This window comes from Streptomyces bottropensis ATCC 25435 (assembly GCF_000383595.1).
Classification (GTDB): Bacteria; Actinomycetota; Actinomycetes; order Streptomycetales; family Streptomycetaceae; genus Streptomyces; species Streptomyces bottropensis.
In genome coordinates, this window is record NZ_KB911581.1 from 2,670,911 (window position 1) to 2,690,708 (window position 19,798).

At 71.7% G+C, this 19,798-nt stretch carries 17 protein-coding genes; 10 read left to right on the plus strand and 7 right to left on the minus strand.

What is annotated here, in order from left to right:
* Nucleotides 1-34: 34 nt before the first annotated feature.
* From STRBO_RS0111720 to STRBO_RS0111730, 3 genes are all read right to left on the minus strand, one after another.
* The gene (locus STRBO_RS0111720; protein WP_005482122.1) at nt 35-997 is read right to left on the minus strand and encodes an alpha/beta fold hydrolase; all 963 of its coding nucleotides are present in this window, start codon (nt 995-997) and stop codon (nt 35-37) included.
* Nucleotides 998-1,338: 341 nt separating this feature from the next.
* Nucleotides 1,339-3,051 (minus strand): acyltransferase, encoded by a 1,713-nt coding sequence (locus STRBO_RS0111725; protein ID WP_005482123.1) that lies wholly within the window; start codon nt 3,049-3,051, stop codon nt 1,339-1,341.
* Nucleotides 3,052-3,153: 102 nt separating this feature from the next.
* Complete coding sequence (locus STRBO_RS0111730; protein WP_005482125.1) at nt 3,154-4,851, minus strand: serine/threonine-protein kinase; 1,698 nt, start codon at nt 4,849-4,851, stop codon at nt 3,154-3,156.
* A 181-nt stretch (nt 4,852-5,032) separates the two neighbouring features.
* Here STRBO_RS0111730 and STRBO_RS0111735 point away from each other — a divergent pair, with 181 nt between their 5' ends.
* Nucleotides 5,033-7,375: a SpoIIE family protein phosphatase gene (locus tag STRBO_RS0111735; protein WP_020114232.1), complete on the plus strand. Its 2,343-nt coding sequence runs from the start codon at nt 5,033-5,035 to the stop codon at nt 7,373-7,375.
* On the opposite strand, the gene STRBO_RS0111740 is transcribed toward STRBO_RS0111735, so the two are convergent.
* On the minus strand, nt 7,372-8,376 hold the full coding sequence (locus STRBO_RS0111740) for a PaaX family transcriptional regulator (RefSeq protein WP_005482131.1): 1,005 nt from the start codon (nt 8,374-8,376) through the stop codon (nt 7,372-7,374). The genes STRBO_RS0111735 and STRBO_RS0111740 overlap by 4 nt on opposite strands.
* A 178-nt stretch (nt 8,377-8,554) precedes the next feature.
* Between STRBO_RS0111740 and STRBO_RS0111745 the strand changes: the two genes are divergently transcribed.
* The 4 genes from STRBO_RS0111745 to STRBO_RS0111760 all read left to right on the plus strand — a co-directional run bounded on the left by STRBO_RS0111745 (nt 8,555) and on the right by STRBO_RS0111760 (nt 12,128).
* Nucleotides 8,555-9,223: an SDR family NAD(P)-dependent oxidoreductase gene (locus STRBO_RS0111745; RefSeq protein WP_005482133.1), complete on the plus strand. Its 669-nt coding sequence runs from the start codon at nt 8,555-8,557 to the stop codon at nt 9,221-9,223.
* Between the two features lie 134 nt (nt 9,224-9,357).
* Nucleotides 9,358-10,173: a VOC family protein gene (locus tag STRBO_RS0111750; protein WP_020665528.1), complete on the plus strand. Its 816-nt coding sequence runs from the start codon at nt 9,358-9,360 to the stop codon at nt 10,171-10,173.
* A 123-nt stretch (nt 10,174-10,296) separates the two neighbouring features.
* Nucleotides 10,297-11,208, plus strand: coding sequence for an alpha/beta hydrolase (locus STRBO_RS0111755; RefSeq protein ID WP_005482137.1), 912 nt, complete (start codon nt 10,297-10,299; stop codon nt 11,206-11,208).
* 224 nt (nt 11,209-11,432) lie between these two features.
* On the plus strand, nt 11,433-12,128 hold the full coding sequence (locus STRBO_RS0111760; protein WP_020114233.1) for an alpha/beta fold hydrolase: 696 nt from the start codon (nt 11,433-11,435) through the stop codon (nt 12,126-12,128).
* A 94-nt stretch (nt 12,129-12,222) separates the two neighbouring features.
* Here STRBO_RS0111760 and STRBO_RS0111765 read toward each other — a convergent pair whose 3' ends face one another.
* Nucleotides 12,223-13,011, minus strand: a complete 789-nt coding sequence (locus STRBO_RS0111765; RefSeq protein ID WP_005482141.1) for an MBL fold metallo-hydrolase — start codon at nt 13,009-13,011, stop codon at nt 12,223-12,225.
* Nucleotides 13,012-13,381: 370 nt separating this feature from the next.
* Between STRBO_RS0111765 and STRBO_RS0111770 the strand changes: the two genes are divergently transcribed.
* The 5 genes from STRBO_RS0111770 (at nt 13,382) to STRBO_RS44525 (ending at nt 18,574) form a co-directional block, all read left to right on the plus strand.
* Nucleotides 13,382-14,023 (plus strand): Crp/Fnr family transcriptional regulator, encoded by a 642-nt coding sequence (locus STRBO_RS0111770; RefSeq protein WP_245170587.1) that lies wholly within the window; start codon nt 13,382-13,384, stop codon nt 14,021-14,023.
* 138 nt (nt 14,024-14,161) lie between these two features.
* Nucleotides 14,162-15,049 carry a hypothetical protein gene (locus STRBO_RS0111775; RefSeq protein WP_005482144.1) on the plus strand — a complete coding sequence of 296 codons (888 nt, stop codon included), beginning with the start codon at nt 14,162-14,164 and terminating at the stop codon, nt 15,047-15,049.
* Nucleotides 15,046-17,118 (plus strand): hypothetical protein, encoded by a 2,073-nt coding sequence (locus STRBO_RS0111780; protein WP_005482145.1) that lies wholly within the window; start codon nt 15,046-15,048, stop codon nt 17,116-17,118. Before STRBO_RS0111775 ends, STRBO_RS0111780 begins: the two co-directional genes overlap by 4 nt.
* A complete protein-coding gene (locus STRBO_RS40050) occupies nt 17,115-18,038 on the plus strand; it encodes a hypothetical protein (RefSeq protein ID WP_051085347.1) in 924 nt (307 codons plus the stop codon). Before STRBO_RS0111780 ends, STRBO_RS40050 begins: the two co-directional genes overlap by 4 nt.
* 74 nt (nt 18,039-18,112) lie before the next feature.
* Entirely contained in the window at nt 18,113-18,574 is a 462-nt protein-coding gene (locus STRBO_RS44525) for a Pycsar system effector family protein (RefSeq protein ID WP_005482147.1), read from the plus strand.
* Nucleotides 18,575-18,687: 113 nt separating this feature from the next.
* Here the strand turns inward: STRBO_RS44525 and STRBO_RS0111795 are convergent, their stop codons facing one another.
* Both STRBO_RS0111795 and STRBO_RS0111800 read right to left on the minus strand, forming a co-directional pair.
* Complete coding sequence (locus STRBO_RS0111795) at nt 18,688-19,356, minus strand: nucleotidyl transferase AbiEii/AbiGii toxin family protein (protein WP_037627820.1); 669 nt, start codon at nt 19,354-19,356, stop codon at nt 18,688-18,690.
* A 5-nt stretch (nt 19,357-19,361) separates the two neighbouring features.
* Entirely contained in the window at nt 19,362-19,754 is a 393-nt protein-coding gene (locus tag STRBO_RS0111800; protein ID WP_005482149.1) for a hypothetical protein, read from the minus strand.
* Between the last annotated feature and the right edge of the window lie 44 nt (nt 19,755-19,798).

A 19,798-nucleotide genomic window follows, 5' to 3' on the forward strand; every position in this document is an offset into this window, starting at 1 on the left:
GTGCCGGTGTCGGCCGCACAGGTCTCCGCGGCTGTCAGCGGTCGGCGGAGTCCCGGGCCCAGGCCAGCACCTGGGGCAGGGCTGGCAGTGCCGCGAAGTGGGCCGCGGAGGGCTGCAGCATGGCCTTGGCCCTGGGGATCTTCTTGGCAAGCCAGTGGAAGTGGGCGACCGGGGCGAAGATGTCCCGTTCGCCGTGCCACAGCAATACGGGCACGGAACCGTCGATGTCCTTGAGATCGAAGCCCCAGGGTCGCCGGAACGCGACCAGGTCGTCCACCCAGCCCATCGGCGCGCGGGGGTCGACCGCCTCCCCCTCGCCCACCGCCGACAAATAGTTCCTGAGGAGATGCTGGCGGATCCCGGCGTCCTCGACGATCACGCGGTCCACGCTCGGCATCTCGTCGCGCAGGGACGCGAGGAAAACGGTGGGGTCGCGCCGGATGGTCTCGGCGTTGCGGGCCAGCAGCGCGCCCAGCTCTGTCACATCGGGTGCGTGGCGTCGCAGCAGCTCATAGGTCGACACATTGGACTCGGACATCTCCTTGTGCCAGTCGAGCCAGTCGAGTCCGTCGACGGCGCTGTCGCCGGGGCTGTCGTCATCGCAGTCGGGCTTCGGTGGCGCGAGGGAGACTAACGCGGCGACACTCGCCACCTGGCTGCCCATGTTCCGTGCAGCGCAGGCCAGCGCGTGCGGCGCCCCACCGGATCTGCCCACCACGGAGTACTTCTTGAGATCCAGTTTCTCGGCGATGAGGGCGACGTCCTCGGCGGCATGAACCACTCTGCGGCGCTCATGACGGTCGGAACCGCCGTACCCCGGCCGGTCGTAGGCGATGAGCCGCACGCCGAGCTTGTGGAGGTCGAAGGTGCGCAGGCGGGGCCCGAGTCGGCTTCCGGGAGTTCCGTGCAGCAGAAACACCGGGTGTGCGTCCGGATCGCCCCAGGTCTCGTAGGCGATCGTCCGTCCGCCGGACGGCGTCTTCACTGTCTTGACCACCCGATGCCCTCCCGTGCCAGCGGCTGTGGAGTGAAGCGCGGGACCTCCCAGCATTACGCATGGGAAGCCCCGCTCCTAGTAGCTGCTCAGCCGTTCTGGCTTCATGTGGCAAGAATTGGGTAAACGTGGGCCGCTCGGCTGTTCACGCCCCAAGGTAGTGCACACGGGCACGGGTCGCCGGATCAGGAGGGAATTCGTGGTGACCGAGTGAGTCATGAGGTATGCCCCCTCCTCGCGCTTGTGACGTCCGTTCCGTTCCTTCGTGATGCCCGGCACCTGGGTGAACACACATCCACCCGTACGGAGCATGACGGACGCTGACGTTCCGGAAGTGGCACGCGTCACGCCCCCGGCGCCGGCTCGGGACGGTGCACACCGCGCGGCCGATAACCGAGGAGGTCGGAGCGGCCCTGCAGATCGGCCAGCAGCCAGACGATCGCCAGCCACATCTCCGTCCCCTGCAACCCCGGCTCGGGGCCGGGCCCCGCCGGGCCAGGGCCGAAACCGAACCCCCCGCCGTCCTGCCAGCGGGTCAGGACGGCCGAGAGCCGCTGTTCGGCCCAGCCGCGGATCTCGGCCGAACGGTAGCCGTCGGCGCTCGCGCCCCGGCCGCCGATCTGCCGGGTGCACAGCCACAACGGATGGGCGACGTCGAGGACGTTGCAGGCGTTCTCGCGGCCCGCGCCGAAGTGGCGGGTGTCGCGGGCGTGGTCCAGGATCGCGTCCACGACCCTTTCCGGATGCGGCACGGGTACCCCGAACTGTGCGAAGGAACCCCGGGTGAGCCGGTAGTAGCCGTTCACCACCTGCAGGCGGCCGGTGGTGGCCGAAGGGCTGCCCCACATGCCGGTCCAGGGGTCGGCGCGGGTGAGGAGCCAGCCGAAGAGCGCGTCGAGGGTGCCCGGGGTGAGTCCGGTGGTGTCCGGGTGCCGGAGGTTCCAATGGGCGGCGGTGGCCCAGGAGTCGACCCAGGCGCCGGCTCCCCATGCCTGGTCCGTCCAGGGCAACTGTTGCAGTCGAGCGATGAGTTGAGGGGCCGTCATGTCACGTACGCCGCGTATCGGCCGGGGGAACGACGATCCCAGGAGATCCAGCGCGTAGCCCACCGACAGCACGTGGTACAGCGCCGCTCCCTCGCCGACGAAGCCGTCGTCGTCCGGCGTCGGCGGCCGGTCGCCGAGCTCGGGCACCAGACCGGACTCCGGGTCCTGGAGCGAGGCCAGACGCTCGATGTGCCGCTCGCGGTCCAACGGCTCAGGCACGGAGGCCAAAAGGAGGTCGGCGATCTCCACGGCGTCGCAGTGCGCCCGCACGGTGGGGGCGGCGCCGGGGCGGTCGGTGTAGTGCTCGCCGTCCCAGCAGCGGGCGATGATGTCGCAGGCCTGGGCGCGGGCGGTGTCGGCGAACCGGGCCAGCGCGTCATCGGCCACCCGACCCCCGGTCATCCCCTGCTCGGAGCGTCCCCGACCGCCCGTCTCCCGACGGTCCCGGATCCGTCGCGCCGGATTCCCCGCCGCCACCGACCACGCGGGCAGGTCCTTCGTCACCACCGCCCCGGCGCCGATGACGCAGTGGTCGCCGATGGTGACCCCGTCGACCACGACCACATGGGAGCCGATCCAGACGTCGTCGCCGACGGTGATGCCCCGGCTGGTCTGGGGCTGCCGGAAGACCGGCCGGTCGGGAGCGGTCGAGTGGTTGAAGCCGAGGAGCGAGGTGTGGGCGCCGATGCGTACGCCGGTGCCCAGGCGGACGGTGCCGCGGACCACGGTGAACGGGTTCAGCGTGCAGTCCGTGCCGGTGGTGAGGTCACCGGTGACGTAGGCGTGGGCGGCGATGTACGAGTCCTCGCCGAGGCGGAGCCGGTCGGGGTACACCGCCGCCGACCCGGCCACGTAACAGCGCTCGCCGACCTCGCTGTCACCGCCGAGGGACCGCCGCCGCTCCCGCTGCGCGGCTCGCTGCTCCGCCGTCGCCTCCTTCTCGAACAACCAGGGGCAGTGGTCGAGGCGGTCGGAGTGCGCCGCGGGCGGCTGCTGTCGGTGGTCGTCCATGGGGCGCACGCTAGGCGGACGGGCGCCTCATGAGGAAGAGGGTCTCGCGGAGGAGGGGCGCAGGACGGGCCCCGTCGCCCGCGCCGTGCCGCGCGTCCCGGATCAGGAGACGCCCGTCGTCAAGCCGTCCCTCGCCGTGTCGAAGACAGGGCGGTAGGTGTCCCAGTCGAGGTCCGGGGCCGACAGGTAGATGTCGTACTCCCGTTCGCCCTCGCGGCCGAATCCCAGATCGATGGCGCGGAAGGCGCGGGCGCGGCCCTGGAAGGTGAACTCCCAGATGGCGGCGGGTAGTTCACGGAAGGTCGTCTTCTGCATGCGCAGCCTGCGGTACGTACCGGGGTAGTTGAGCTTGGTGTTCGCCTCGATGTCCTCGAAGTGGGCCATGGGGTGCGAGCCGGCGGGGTCCACGACGCCGATGGTGAGTCCGGCCAGTTTCGTCTCGTCGGTGTAGGTGACCGACTCGGCCGTCCGCTTGGCGACCTTCCAGCCGTCCGGGACGGGGAGGGAGATGCCGAGCCCCTTCTCCGTGACCAGGCGGAAGCCGTCGGGGACGGGCGGGGTGGAGGGCGGGGTGGCGGTCGCCGTCCTTCCACCGCTCGGTGACACGGTGTTCCCGTCGGGGTCCGCCGTCACGTACAGCGCGGCCCCGACGACCATCGCGGCCACGGTCACCGCGACGGCGACCGGGACGAGGATCCGGCGCTTCCTCCGGCCCTGGCGGGACGGTCGGTCGGCGTCGGGGCCTGGTGCCGTTCCCTCACCGGGATCGGTGGACGGCTCCCCGGCGGACCGGCCGGCGAGCAACGTGTCCCCGTCGACCGGAACCCCGCTGTCCCGGCTGTCGCGAGCCCCGTCGACGAGGCCGCCCCCGACTCCCGGTATCGGCGGGGCGGTCGTCGCCTGGCCGGCCACCACGGCCCGCAGCGCCCGTTCCGTCTGTTCGATGGTGGGGCGGTCGGCGGGGTCCTTGGCGAGCAGGGCCTCGATGAGGGGTCCGAGGACGCCGCCCTGCTTCAGGGGCTCCAGAGGGTCCACCGCGATGGCGTACGCGGCCTCCATCGCGGTGAGGCGGCGGAACGGCGGGCGGCCCTCGACGGCTTGGTGGAGAGTCGCGCCCAGGGCCCACAGATCCGAGGCCGGGCCGGGCTTCTGGCCGCGGATGCGCTCCGGGGCCATGTAGTGGATCGAGCCGACCATCTCGCCGGTCCTGGTCAGGGTGGAGGCGTCGGCGGTCATCGCGATGCCGAAGTCGGTGAGGACGACCCGCCCTTCGGCGGCGAGCAGGACGTTGGCGGGCTTGACGTCCCGGTGCAGTACGCCGGCGGCGTGCGCGGCGCGCAGCGCGGCGACCATGCCCAGAGCGATCCGGGCCGCCTCCTCGGGCGGGAGGGTCCGGCCGTCCGTGAGGAGGTCGGCGAGCGTGGGCGCCGGGACGTACTCCATGACGATGCAGGGCCGGCCGTCACCTGTCCCGACCCCGGTCCCGGTCCCGAAACCGCCCCGCACACCGTCCTCGTGGCCGTCCGCATGGTCGTCCACATGGTCGTCCACGACGTCATGGACGACGATCACGTTCGGGTGGGCGATCCGGGCCGCGCTCCGGGCCTCACGGCGCGTGCGCTCGTACAGGGTGACGAGGTCGTCGGGGGACAGATGCGGCTGCACGTGCAGCCGCTTCACCGCGACCTGACGGCCGAGGACCTCGTCCCCGGCGCGCCACACGGTGCCCATGCCGCCGCGGCCTATCTGCTCCGTGAGCCGGTAGCGCCCGGCGACGAGCCGCCCTACGTCCGACACCACGTGCCCTCCGCCAGCCCTGCGTACGTTCGATTCGCCACGTCACCCTAACCGGCCGTGGGCGAGGGCCGGGAAGGAGGACCACCCGCAGACGTGGTCGACCCCCTGGCGGCGCCGCGCGGGCTGACGGCGGCCGCGGGCCAGCGGTGGGGCGTGGGCGGTGGTTCGGCGTACCGTCGTGACTGTGGACCTCACGGCAGACGGTCTCGTGTCCCGCGTCGCGCGTGAGCTCGTCCCCCGGGCGGACGAGCTGACCGCCGAGGTGGAGTGGTGCCTGCGCCGGGAGCTGCCGGAACTGTGGGCGCACCCCGACGCCATGACCTCCAAGAATGTCGCCGAACACGTCATGGCGGTGCTGTCCGCCCTCCAGTACGGCGTGGACCCGGACAGCATCGAGGTGCCGGACGCCGAGCTGGAGCGCGTCCGTCGCGTCGCCCGGCACGGCATCCCCGTCAGCGCGGTGCTGCGGGCCTTCCGGCTCGGCCAGGGCATCGTCCTCGACCGGCTGCTGGAGGAGATGGCCCGGCGTACCGACGACGCGGCCCTGATCAGCGAGGCCACGCGCAGCCTGATCGCCACGGCGACCGGGTACGTGGACCGCACCTCCGAGCAGGGCGTCGTGGCGTACGAGGAGGAACGGGACCGGCGGCTGCGGTGGCGCCTGTCGATGGTGAACGAGGCGAGCGTGCGCATCGGCACCACCCTGGACATCGCCCGCACCACCCAGGAACTGGCCGACTTCGCCACCGAGCACTTCGCCGACCTCGTCACCGTCGACCTGCTCCGCTCCGTGCTCACCGCCCACGACGCCCAGGCGGACGAACCGTCCGCGTCACCCGCGCTCCACCGCCTCGCCCAGCGGTCGGCCGGCCACCCGGACCCGGCGTCCTCCCGGCGGCACCCCCACACCTTCCCGCCCGGCTCGCCACCGGCCCGCGCTCTCGCCACGGGCCGGCCGACCAGGCATCGCCTCGACGACGGCGGCCGGGGACCGCACGACCCGCACGGCCCCGCGGAGCCCCCGGCCGACGGCTGCGCGGGGGAGGGCGCGGGGGAGGGCGTGACGGACGACGGCGACGGCACGGTGGGGGACAGGGAGCCGGCGAGCGCGGACGGCGAGCCCCCCGGCCCTGCCCGTACGGTCCACTCCACGCTGGTGGTGCCGTTGCGCGCCCGGGGCGCCACGCTCGGTGTCGCGCAGTTCTGCCGGGACCGCAACCCCGACGCGTTCGACGACGAGGACCTGCTGCTGGCCCAGGAGATCGCCGCCCGCGCGGCGGTCGCCGTGGACAACGCCCGCCGCTACACACACGCCCGCGCCACCGCCCTCACCCTGCAACGCAGCCTGCTCCCGCGCCGAACCCCGCGCCAGTCCGCCGTCGAGGTGGCCTTCCGCTACCTGCCGGCCGATGCCCACGGCGGGGTGGGCGGCGACTGGTACGACGTCATCCCGCTCTCCGGGGCCAGGGTCGCCCTCGTCGTGGGTGACGTCGTGGGCCACGGCATCCACGCCGCCGCCACGATGGGTCGCCTCAGGACGGCCGTACGCACCCTCGCGGACATCGACCTGCCGCCCGACGAACTCCTCACGCACCTGGACGACGTCGTGATCCGCCTGGCCGCCGAGGCGGAGGACGACGACGCGGACGATGTGGCGGGGGCGGGCGCGGGGACCCGGACCGACGCCGAGGCCGGGGCGGGAGCCGATGCCGGCGGCGGAGGTGGGGACATCGGTGCCACCTGCCTCTACGCGGTGTACGACCCCGTCTCACGCCGGTGCACCCTCGCCCGCGCCGGGCACGTGCTGCCCGCACTGGCGAGGGCGGACGGCACCGTCGACATCCTGGACCTGCCCCCGGGCCCGCCCCTCGGCCTCGGCGGGCTGCCGTTCGAGACGGCGGAGATCGAACTGCCCGAGGGCAGCCTGCTCGCGCTCTACACCGACGGCCTGGTCGAGGCACGGGACCACGACATCGGCGCGGGCCTGGACCGGCTCCGTGACGCCCTCGCCCGGCCCGCCGCCTCGCTGGAGGCCACCTGCGACGCCGTGCTCGAAGCCCTGCTGCCCGCCAGGCCGCCCGACGACGTGGCCCTGCTCCTGGCCCGGACCCGCCGCCTCGGTGCGGGCCAGGTCGCCACCTGGGACCTGGAGGCCGAACCCGCCGCCGTGGCCAGGGCCAGGGCCCACGTCACCCGGCAGCTCGGCGAGTGGGGCCTCGCGGAGCTGGAGTTCACCGCCGAGCTGGTGGTCAGCGAACTCGTCACCAACGCCATCCGCTACGGCCGGCCCCCGATCCGGCTGCGCCTCATCCGCGACCGCACCCTTCTGTGCGAGGTCTCCGACTCCGGCGGCACCACCCCGCACCTGCGCCGAGCCCGCGTCTTCGACGAGGGCGGCCGCGGCCTCCTCCTGGTCGCCCAGCTCGCCGAGCACTGGGGCACCCGCCGCTTCCGCCGGGGCAAGACGGTCTGGGCCGAGCTGAACGACTCCGCCACCGTCCCGCTCGCGGCCCTGGCGGCCTTCTAGGGGCCGTCCGGGGGGTGCGCGAAGGCTCCACGCGAGGCAGGGCCGGCTTCGGCGGGCCGGGGCCAGTTCGGCGCGACCGTGTCGAGGAGGGCGCCGGCCATCCGCCGAGCGGGCTCCTCGGTCCGGTACGCGACCCGGCGGAAGGTGTCCTCGGCGGGGCGGGCCGGCCACTCGGGGGGCAGGTGGCGGGCGGGGAGGCGGGGGTCGGCGCGGACGGTCCGGAGCCAGTCGCTGACCAGCCGCAGACGCGTCGCGATCGGGTCCTCGGCCGAACCGGCGCCCAGGTGGGCCGTCCAGCGCTTGTCGAAGGAGACGTAGCGGGCGGCGATGCCCTCCACGTCCCAGGTGTCGCGGATCATCAGCTCGATGTCGGTGGCGACGTCCGCCCGGGCGTGAAAGATCTTGACGTGGCCGGTGAGTCCCAGCTCCGCGACGACACCGGCGATGTCGACGTCCCCCGGGGCGATCCACAGCCCGTTGTAGAGGGCGCCGAACCCGGACCAGGTCAGTCGCGAGCGCAGGTCGTGCCGCCGGCGCTTCCAGGAGTCGGGGAGGGAGAAGCCGAGGAGGGTCCAGGTGCCGTCCCAGTCGTCGTTGACCGCGCCCTGTCGCCAGATGCGCGTGCGGCCGTCCAGCAGGACGCGGGTCGCCTGCGGTGTGAGGCCGAAATACATCCTGCGGCCCTCGCGCCGGCGCCGCAGCAGACCCCGGTTGACCATGCGGGTCAGCGTGGAGCGTACGGCCTGTTCACCGACGCCGACCCGGCCCAGCACGTCGATGATGCTGCCCGAGTACACGCACCGGTCGCGATCGCCCTCCTCCAGCACGTGGTTGCCGAAGAACGCGAGCATCAGCGACTGCGCGCGCGGCTGCGGGCCGCCCGTGGTGTCGCTGTCCGGGGGGTCGCCGCCCGTGTTCTCGCGGCCCGTGTTCTCGCGGTCCGGGGTCTCGCTGTCCAGGTCGTCGCTGTCCGGGGTGTCCAGGATGTCGTAGTCCTCCACGAGGGCCAGCGTACGGCCGCCCGTCGGCGCTCCCGCGGGCGGCTTACCAGGTCACCGCGGCGTGGACGGACCGGGGGCGTCGTGCCGACGCGGGCGCGCCCTGCGTCACGATGGGGACCGTAGAACGCGTCCCCGGGGCGCGGCCGCATGCGCCCCTCGGCCAGGAAAGCTGGAAGCCATGACCACCATCGCCGTCATCGGAGCCGGGCCGGGCCTCGGCGCGGCCGTCGCCCGTCGCTTCGGCCGTGAGGGGTTCGCCGTGGCGCTCGTCGCCCGCGACCCGCAGCGGACGAGGGCGCTCGCCGCCGACCTGGCCGACCAGGGCGTCACGGCCCAGGGCTTCGCCGCGGACGTTCGCGACCCGGACGCCCTGACCGCCGCGCTGGAGGCGGCGCACACGGCGCTGGGGCCGGTCGAGGTCCTGCAGTACAGCCCGCTGCCGCACCGGGACTACATGCTGCCGGTGCTTCGGACGGGCGCCGCCGACCTGGTCGGCCCGATCGAGTTCTCCGTCTACGGCGCGGTCGCCGCCGTCCGGCAGGTGCTGCCCGGCATGCGCGGCCTCGGCCGGGGCACGGTCCTCCTCGTCAACGGCGGCACCGCCGTGGTCCCGCACCCCGACCGGGCCGGCACGTCCGTCGCGTTCGCCGCGCAGAGCGCGTACGGCCGGATGCTGCACGACACCCTCGCGGGAGAGGGCATCCATGTCGCCCAGCTGGTCGTGCCCGGCGCGATCGTCCCCGGGCACCCCAGGAAGGACCCGGCCGTCCTCGCGGACACCCTGTGGGGCATCCACCGCGACCGGCACGGCTTCCGTCACTTCGCCGACGACCTCGACGCTTCCTGACCCGACGCCTCGTAGGGGTCCCTCCGCAGTCCGGCGGCGACCGGCCCGCCCGCCCGTGACGCGGCCGACGCGCGGTCGCGCGGGGCGGGTGTCAGGCTGGGATCACCGGATCCGCGAACGTGAAGGGGTATCCCGTGATCACCACCGACCTCACCCCCGGCTCCCCCTGCTGGCTCGACCTCGGCGCCCCCGACGTACCGGCCGCGGCGGCCTTCTACCACTCGGTGCTCGGCTGGGAGTACGAGCCCATGGGCGGCGGCGGGGACGCGGACGAGGGCATGGAGGGCGAGGGCGGAGTCTTCCGCAAGGACGGCAAGATCGTCGGCGGGCTGGGCGAACTCACCGAGAAGGGCGCGCACCCGGCCTGGATGATCTACTACACCGTCACCGACGCGGACGCCACGACCCGGGCCGTGGAGAGCGCCGGGGGCACGGTGCGCGTGGCGCCGCGGGATCTCGGCGACTGGGGGCGGATGGCGCAGTTCAGCGACCCGCAGGGCGGCCAGTTCGCGGCGTGGCAGCCGGGCGCCAACGCGGGGTTCGAGCTGGCCGACGAGCCGGGCTCACTGTCCTGGACCGAGCTGTACACGACCGACGCCGCGGCCGCCAAGGAGTTCTACGGCGGCGTCTTCGGCTGGCAGTTCGGCGACATGCCCCTGCCGGAGGGCGCGGGCACGTACAACCTCGTCACGCCCGCCGGACTCCCGGAGGAGCGGATGCAGGGCGGCGTGATGCAACTCCGCCCGCAGGACCTCGCACTGACGGACGGACGGCCCTACTGGCACCCCGTCTTCGCCGTCACCGACTGCGACGCCGCGGTCGGCGCCGTCACCGGGCACGGCGGCAGTGTGCAGATGGGGCCCGTGGACATGGAGGGCGTCGGCCGGCTGGCCGTCTGTCTCGACCCCTCCCGCGCGGACTTCGTGCTCCTCGCCCCCGCCGAGAGCTGACCGGCGCGCCCGCCGGACCGCATCTCCCGGCTCCCGACCATTGCGCGAAACAGGATCAGCGGCCATCATCCCATCAACAGGAATCCTGTTAATTCAACGTTGTAGGGATGGGCGGGGCCGATCATGCCGTTCAGTGCCAGTTTCAAGGCCAGAGGGGTCCAGCTGCTGCTCAGCGGCGTCATGACCCGTGTCCACAAGGACCTGCGCTTCACCGATGTCCCGACGCGGACGGAAACCCTTCGCATCGAGACCGGCGCCGGACCGGTCCAGTGCACGGTCTACCGCCCGCCGGCCGACACCGCCGCCCCGGCCCCCGTGTACGTCAACTTCCACGGCGGCGGCTTCATCGTGGCCCGCCCCGAGCAGGACGACCACATCTGCCGCTCCATAGCCGCCACGGCCGGCTGTGTGGTGATCAACGTGGACTACGCCGTCGCGCCGCAGCGAGTCTTCCCCACCGCCGTCACGCAGGCCTACGACGTCACCGAGTGGATCGTCGAGAACGGCTCGGCGCACGGCTGGGACGGTTCACGGGTCGCCGTGGGCGGACACAGCGCGGGAGCCAACCTGGCCGCCGGGATCTGCCGTACGGCCCGCGACCGGGGCACCTTCACCCCCCGCCTCCAGATCATCGACTCCGCCCCGCTCGACATGCGCGCCGACCCGGCCACCAAGCGGTCCCGCATCGCCAAGCCGCTGCTCACTCCCCAGCTCATGCGGATCTTCACCGCCGCCTACGTCCCCGACCCGGCCGACCTCACCGACCCCCTGGTCTCGCCCGGCCTCGCCGACGACCTCACCGGACTGCCGCCCGCCCTCGTCATCACCGCCGAGAACGACCGTCTGCGCGACGAGGGCGACGCCTACGCCAAGGCCCTCCAGGCCGCGGGCGTCCCGGTCACCCACCGCCTCTTCGAGGGCGTCGACCACTACTTCACCCACACCGGCCCGGTGCCGGAGGGCAAGGAGGCGATAGCCCTGATGGCCGAGGCCCTCCGCACGGCGCTCGACGCCACGGTCCCCGACGCCGCTTGATCCGGCCCCCGGCGACGGCCCGGCGCTCACCCTCGCCCGGTTCTCCGCGCATGCGCCTACGGCCGAACAGGCCTCCCCCGTCGCATCGTTGGGCGCGGGAGGTCTCGCCGTGCCGGGAACGGCCGGGTGGCCCGGGGCGCTCGAAGCCAGGGGACCGAGGGCGTTAGCCTGAGGCGCAGCGGGAGGCCGGCGCCGCGTCGGTCTCCGTGGACGAAAGGTGCGATGTGCGGCTCCACACCCGGGAATGGGGCGCGGGTGAGCGGACGGCCCTGCTCGTGCACGGCATCATGTCGGACTCCCGTACCTGGCGACGCGTGGCGCCGGCGCTCGTGGAGCGCGGCTACCGGGTGATCGCCGTGGACCTGCGCGGCCACGGGGTCTCGCCACGCGGTGAGTACAGCCCGGAACTCTTCGCCGGCGACCTCGTCGACACGCTGCCCCGCCAGGCGGACCTGGCCCTCGGTCACTCCCTGGGCGGGCTCACCCTGTCCCTCGCCGTGGAGCGGCTGCGGCCTCTGCGGGCGGTCTACTCGGACCCGGCCTGGTCCTCGGCCGACCCCGCCCGGCACATCGGCCCCGAGATCTTCGCCGCCTTCAAGCGCGCCGGCCGCGCGCAGACCGTCGCGCTCAACCCGCGCTGGGACGCCGAGGACGTCGACATCGAGATGGCCACGCTGGCCGCGTGGGACGCCGCCTCCGCGCACTTCCTCGGCGGCCGCCCGCTCACCGGCTTCGTCCCCGACCGCCCCGCCGTGCCCTCCCTGGTCCAACTCGCCGACCCCAGCTTCCTGGTGGGGGCCGAGGACGCCGACCGGCTCCGGGCGAGCGGCTTCGAGGTCCGTACGGTCACCGGCGCGGGACACACCATCCACCGCGACGACTTCGACGGCTTCATGAAGTCCCTGGACGGCTGGATCTGACGTCCGCGCCGCCCGCCCCGCGAACCGCAGCGCCCCCGACCGGTTTTCGCGCTGTCCCTCGACCCGTCCTCAAACCCGTCCTCAAACGCGTCCTTCACGCCGCCGTACCGCGAGCCCTCTCCCACAGCACGGGATCGTGCGCGTTGACGATGCGCAGGCCGCTCTCCTCGCGCCGGTGCAGCTCGGCCAGCCGGGCGTGGTTGTCGCGGACCTTCCTCCGGTCGTCCGCCAACAGGTTCTCCACCGTGCGCAGGGCGCGCGGCACCGGGGCGTGTCCGTCGAGTGTCGCGCGGTGGAAGAAGGCGTCACCGGCGTGCAGGATCCAGCCGCTTGCGGTGTCCACCGCGACGCAGGCATGGCCGCGGGTGTGCCCCGGCAGGGAGATCAGCACGATGCCCGGGGCGACGGCGCCGAGTTCCTCGGCGGCGGCGAAACCGCGCCACGCCTCGCCGTCCGGGGTGTGCTCGACGACCTTCGGGCCGTGGGCCCACTGGACCGGCCGGTAGCGCGAACGCTCCCGCCACGACGGGGAGACCATGGACCCCAGGGCCTCGGCGGCGGTCGTGTGGACCTGCGCGTCGGGGAAGTCGGCCAGCCCTCCGATGTGGTCGAGGTCGAAGTGCGTGACGACGATGTGCCGCACGTCGTCCCGCCGGAACCCGAGCGCCTCGACCTGACGCGCGGCCGTCTCCTCCTCCCGGAGCACCGGCCTGAGCAGATGCCGGTCCCGCCCCAGCCGGCGCCGGGGATCGGCGACATCACGCAACCCGAACCCGGAGTCCACCAGCACCAGCCCGCCCGGCGTCTCGACGAGCAGGACGTGGCAGACCAGCGCGCCGGTGAGGGGGAGCATCGTCCCGCAGTTGAGGTGGTGGACCTTCACGGCAGCACCGCTTTCGCGACGTCGACGGGAGAGCGACACGAACCCGCTCCCGGCCCCCCTTCCGGGAGGTCCGGGAGACAGCGTACGGCCGCCACTGCGGTCACGTGGCGGGACCGGGGCTGCCGACAGGTGCCGGCGACCGGGCCCCTCAGCGAGTCGCTCCCCCTCCGGGTCCCGCAACCAGGATGCGCCCCGCCGGGGTCGAACGACCTCGTGGAAGGCGGTGTGCTCCCGGCCGAGCAGCGAGCGGTGCCGGACCTCCACGATCGCTTTCGGTCAACATCACCTGATCGTCGACGTTGCCCGCACCATCGGCGTACAACTCGTGGGTCCGATGTGCACCGGTGTGGGCGTGATGGGAAGGCGACTCGTGCTGTCCGATGAAGTCTGGCGCGACCTGCGCAGTCAAGGCGTGACCAGGACCTTTCCGAAGCGCAGCGTGATGCTGCGGCAGGGATCTCCCGGGACCCACCTCCTGGCCCTTACCTCCGGGTTGGCCAAGGTGGTGTGCCGAGAGCCCAACGGTGCCAACACCTGGCTTGCGTTCCGAGGGCCGGGGGACCTCCTGGGAGAGGTCTCGGTCTTCAACGGAACCGCACGCACGGCAGACGTTGTCGCCTTGACGTCCTGTGTTGCGGTCGTCCTGGACGCCGAGCGCTTCGTGCGGTTCGTCGAGGAGCGCGGACTGGTCATCCATCTGATGCGCCAGGCACTCGCCAGGATGCGCGAGTCGGACCTCCACCGAGGTGAACTGCAGACCCTGCCCTTGGCCGTGCGGTTGGCGCGCACGCTCCTGAGGCTGGCCGTGCTCACCGGTCAGATGGCGGAGAGCAACGTCGTTCGGCTGACCGGCCTGAACCAGGAAGAGGTCGCGCAGGCAATCGGCGTGACACGCAATGCGGTCATCAGCACGTTGGGGCAACTGCGGGCGGTCGGGCTCATCGAAACGGCGCGGCGGGTGATCGTCATCAGGGACGTGGAAGCCCTGCGGCGCTGGGCGGCGGCCGATTGACGACGGTCTGTGACCCGGGCCACACTCCATGCGCCCAGCGCTGTGCACTGAGCGGAGCGGCACGGATGGAACCTCGAAGCAGACCGACTACGGCTGCTCAACGGACCATTCGTCAGGAGATTCCGCGTGCCTGTCCCCATGCCTCATCCGTATGCCGAAAGCCGACCGCTCCCGCCGTACCGTGCCCTGTTCGCCGTTGACGCAAAGGACTTCACCGGCCTGCCCGCCGCTCAACACGGCCCGGTCAGCCAGCTCATTCCCCAACTCGTGGACCAGGCCCTCGAGCGGGCCGGCTTGCACCAGTTGCGCGATGCCCAGAGGTTTCCCGCCAATACGGGGGACGGGGTCGTCTTCGGGTTCGATCCGATGCATCTGCCCTTCGTGCTCTGGCCCTTCCTGGGCGTTCTGGACGACGTGCTCGGTTCGTACAACCGGCAGGCCGTCGGACCGCGGATCAGGCTCCGGGCCAGCGTCCACGTCGGCCCGCTGCCCGACGGGGGCGAGCCCGGAGACGGCAACGGTACGGCCCGCAACGACATGCACCGACTCCTGGACGCACGTCCAGTCAAGGCGATCCTCGCCGCGGCGAGCGAGGAGGTGACCCACCTCGCCGCAATCGTCTCGGAACGGGTCTACGAAGACGTCGTGCTGGGCGCCTACACAGGGCTCCACCCCGACCGGTGTGTCGAGGTGTCGGCCACCGTCGAAGGAAAGAACTTCTCCCAGCGGGCCTGGTTGTACGTCCCTTCGCCCTCCGGGAATCTTGTGCGGGCGGGCATCCAGCCGCGTGAGGAACCCGTAGGCGTGGTGCCGACGGCGCCCGGCGCGGCACCGGACAAGGGGCCAGGCGCGGAGTACAGCGGAAACTCCCAGCATGTCGGGGAAGGCGCCGCGATCATGGGCAACGTCGGTCGGGACTTCACCTATAGCGCGCCCACGACTACGTACCGCGGAACCAACCAGCACTGGGGCAGCGGAGACAACGTCGTGGGTGACAAGCGGGCCGGCGACGGGGACCATCGGTGAACGCCGGACGGGACCCGGCCGCTGAGCCGGACATCCAGCCGGACACCGACCAGCCTGATCTGTCGGTCGGCCCGGGCGCGGCTCAGCGCAGTTCCCTCCGTGAGGGCCAGCAACGGGTGGACAGCGGCGTCGCGTTGATGGGAAACGTCGGCGGTGACTTCACCTACCTGAACATCAGTGCGTGGGACGACGAGGCCACCGAGCGAATCCTCAAGCCGCGCCTGCGCGAGGGGCCTTATCCGGCGGAAGAGGTGCGCGGCCGGCTGTACGGATTCGTCGAACCGCCGTCGTACGCACACTGTCGGAAGGCGCTGGACAGCCGGATCGTGCTGCTCAGAGCGAGGGCCGGAACGGGCGTCGGCACGGCGGCGTTTGCCCTTCTCGCCGACAGGCACGGCGAGGGTGGTGTCACGGGCCTGGACGCGATGGTGGATCTGTCGACATGGCGTCCTAAGGCCGACCGTGGTTACCTCCTACAGGGGTTGCCGGCGGCATCCGCCCGATCCCTCGACGACGTGCGGCTGGCGGGCTTGGCCGAGGCCTTGCGCGGCGCCGGGGCGCACCTGGTCGTCACCATGGCGCAGGATGCCTGGTTGCCGTCAGACACCAGCCGGTGGGAAGCGGTGCATGCCGGGCCCGGACCGTATGAGGTTGCTGAGAGGCGACTAAGGCTCGCGGCCGCTGAAGAGAGGCTCGACAGTGCACAGCTGGACGCCTCACTGGGGCACCTGGCCTCTCCCGAGTTCACCGACTACCTCTCGACGCATCCGCTGCCCGGCGACGCCGTCGACGTGTCGGATGCGTTGCGGCAGTCTGTGGAGACCTCGGCACCGACCGGGTCCGTGCTCAAGGACCTCCTGACCGGCACCGAAGCTGCCGCCCGGTCCGCACTCGCTCAGGCTCGGCACAGTGCCGACAAGGTCTCCTTGATGGCAGCCGTCGCTCTGCTTCCTGGACAGGACCGCACGGTGATCGAGCAGTTCGCCACAGCAATGCGCCCCCTACTCGGCGCGCGTGTGGCCAAGAAGGGAGAGAACGAGAGCCCTGAGGATCTGTTGCCGGACGTCCTCGGCCCTTCGTTCGAGGACCGACTCGAAGCCATCGCTGCCCGTCCCCTGGCACCTCGCACGTCTACCGCCGACCGGTATCGCTACCCCGTGCAGCCGATCGTCTTCTCCGGCAGGCACCGCTCGGCGACACTCCTGCGGCACCTGTGGCTGGACTTCGAAGGCATGCCGGACGTGCTGTGGGAAGCGCTTGAGCAGATGCGCTATCAGCCAGGCCTCGATCTGGCCGCTGGAGAGGCCATAGGCCGGGTACTCGCGCACGCCACCGGCCCCGGCGCGCTGACTCAGCTGCACCGCTTCGCCTCCTCGAACGACCGCTGGCGTCGACGTCTGGTCGCAGTGGCGCTGGGAGAGATCGTCCAGCATCCCCTGGTGTCGGGTGCGGTCAAGGAGCAGATGCGCCGGTGGAGCCGGTCGTCCGCCGTTCTTCGCTGCACGGTCGCCGAGACCTGTGCAGGTAGCTACGGTCTCGCCAGGCCGGCCGCGGCCCTCAAGCTCCTGGACGCCATTCTCGACGGCTCCTCTCCGGAGCTGGAGGCGAAGCTGCGTGCCGCCGTCGCCTTCGCGCTCGGCGCTCTCCTCACCGAGGAGGGGAACCACGTCGCGGTCCTGGAGACGGTGGCGAGGTGGCTGGAAACCGGCCGGGGAACACCTCGGCACACGTTGGCGGTGCACGTTGTCCACTCCCTGTCGCTTTCGACGTTCCCTCAGCCGGGGGCACCAGGCGCCGTCCGGATGAGCCTGGCCCAAACTTTGGAGCGCTGTCCGGCGCAGGGCTTCGCCATCGTCGTGCTGGGCCTTGATGATCCCGCCACGTACGAAGCGGTGGCCCAGGGGCTGGAGCGGATCGAAGCCGAGCCCGACATGATCCAGAGGACGGCCTTCGGCCACGTGTTGAGCGAGCTCTCCCGTACCGCTCGCCATCGGCGGGGAGTCATCCGATTCCTACTGGGGCGCCACCGAGATCACACGAACGCATCGCGAAGGGTGGGTGTGTCATGAGTAGGCCACTGTTTGCGCCGGTCGAGTCTTCACCGGTTCGGCAGCTGTTGCGGCAGCGGTTCGGATCGTCTTCGAATCGCGCGCTGGTCTTCCTCTCGGATCAGGAGACGGACCGCCTTGAGCCCCCTCGCGGTGGAGACTTCTGGGGGTACCCCCGACCGTCGTTCCGGACCGCCTTCCGATGGGAGTTCGACTCGTTCGGATGGGTCTCGCTGGCGGAACGCCGGACCGTGGTGGAGGTGCCACGCCGGGACCCCGCGACATCAACCCCATCGCGAGCACGCTACGAAGTCGCCTGGAAGGTCAGCAACCCGGTAGTCGCGGCGCGGAGTGGCCTCACGGAGGACACCGTGTGCCGGCTGATCGACCAGGATGTCCGTGGAAGTGGCGGACCGCCGGGTGCTTCTGATCCCCTTCGACAGCCGCCGATCCTGAACGGGACCACTCAGGTTGAGCCCCCTGGTCAGCCACGGAGCATCGACGGGGCGGGTCTGACCTACTGGTTCCTGGACCCTCCAGCCGGCCTTCTGCCTGCTTCGAGTCATCCGGCCGAACTCCTCCTTCCGGCGGGCTTCGGTGAGGCCCACCGCGAGGCATACCGCTTCTACCGCGAGGTGGTCGCCGGTGGGCCGGTCGGTCTGGCGGCGCTCTGGCTGCTTCACCACCCCGACCAGGCCAGGGAAGTGCTCGACTGGACGGTCGCACACGACAAGCTGCTCACCGAGCGTGATGGATGGGAGCGGACGTTGGCCGCAACGCTTCAGGGGCTGACGAAAGAGGACCGGGGCTTCGTCGGGGTGAACCTGGCACGCCTCCTCGGCGAAGTCGGTGTACCCCAGGGTGAGGAGGTGTTGCGCAGGCTGGATGACTCGGGTGCACCGCGCAGCGGCGTGAACGGCTTTCGCGGAGGGACGCCGTGACAAGGGGTCTGTCGTCGCGCCTCGCCCGATTGAGGACCCGGCCCGAACGCCATGCCTCGGACACGGACCACGCGGTGGTTCTGTCGCGAGAACTCATCGCGCAGAACTATCTGGACATCGGGCGAGCCGACGGCAAGGCGGCCATTCTTCTGGCTACAGGGGGAACACTCTTCGGATTCTTCCTCGTACGGCGTCCCCTTGACGCCGTGTGGGCCGTCCCCTTGTGGTGGACGGCAGCGGTCACCACGACCGGGGCGTTGGTCTTTCTCCTCCTGGCTCTCGCCCCGCGCCGTGGGGCACGAGCCGAAGAGGGGTGCGGCCTCCTTGCATACTACGAAGACGTGGTGCGTGCGAAAACGCGCGCCGATTTGTCGGCTGGACTCAGACGGGACGGTTCGGGTCCCCAGGCCCGGCTACTCCTTGCGCTGACAGAGACCAGCAGGATCGCCCGAGCCAAGAACCGCTGCGTGCGGCACGCCATAGTGCTGCTGCCAGCGATCACCGCGGCGCTCACGATGCTTGCGCTCGGTCACTGACCGGCGCATCGTCTCGCAGAAGCGCGGAGGCCCCTTTGCGATATGGTCTTCTGCTCCGCGACTGATCCGCCGGCACGGAGGTGTCTGCCAGAGGGACTCTCGCCCGAGTGTGATCAGTCGATGTCGAGGTCACCGGACTCTTCGAGGAGACGCGTCGCGAGATCGCCGGCCCATTCCACGGCCCAGGCGCGCAGAGCGGTGATCGTGGCGTCGTCGAGGCCGTAGGCGGTGAAGGCTTCGTCGTCGGTCCACTCGGCGCCGGTGAGGTTCGCCTGGAGGTCCTCGTGCTCGAAGCGGCCGCGGGCGTGGCGGCGGCCGAACTCCTCGAGCTCGGCGGTCGTCCAGTGGCGGGAAGCAGCGAACACGTCGATCAGGTCGCGGGGTGCTCCGCGGTCGGCGAGGGCTCGAACCTTGGTCCCGATCACGTCCTCCTCGGCGAGGACGGGCCCATACGGGCTCTGGGCGACGGGTCGCCAGAAGATCTCTTTGAGGATGTCGACTTCGCACTCCTGCCCGGTGGCGGGGTCCGTCACGGTGAAGCGAGCGGACAGCGGGGCGGTCTCCAGCGCCTGCACCTTCCAGCCCCGGGCTGTCAGGCCGCTACAGAGCGCGGCTGCGATGTCGGCCATGGGCGCCGGGTTCTCGGTGGCGACGTCCAGGTCCTGGCTGGGTCGGTTCACGAGGCGGTGCGCCCTCACGGCGTACCCGCCGGTGAGGACCAAGGGGTACGGCGAGCCGAGAGCGATCACATCCGCGAGTAGCCGCGCGTGCAGCTCCGGCATGTCCGTCACGCGGCTGCCCGGGTGCGGGAGGCGAGCTCGGGGAAGGTGTCCTCCCACACAGTGCGCACGGTGCGGCCGACGAGGGTGCGCAGTACGGGCCACAGCTGGAGGAGCAGATCCCGGTTGAGGTAGCGGGGCAGGTCGTCGCGCAGGCCCTCGTGCAGGACGGTGCGGTACAGCCCCATGCGCTGGCGAGGTTTGTCCAGGTCGTACGAGGTCATCCCGGACCAGGCCAGGTGCAGCGGCAGCTCCACGACACCGCGGGTCGGCCCGTGTAGCTCGTCCAGCAAATCCGGTAGACGGCGTCGGAACTTCTCCCGGTACAGCGCGAGGTCCTCGGCGTCCGCGCCGGAGAGATCCCTCGGCCCAGGTCCGGTGTGCTGCGGGTGGGAGGCCATGCCCCCATTATGGCGGCCGCGCAGGGCCGGGGGCTTGTGGCTTC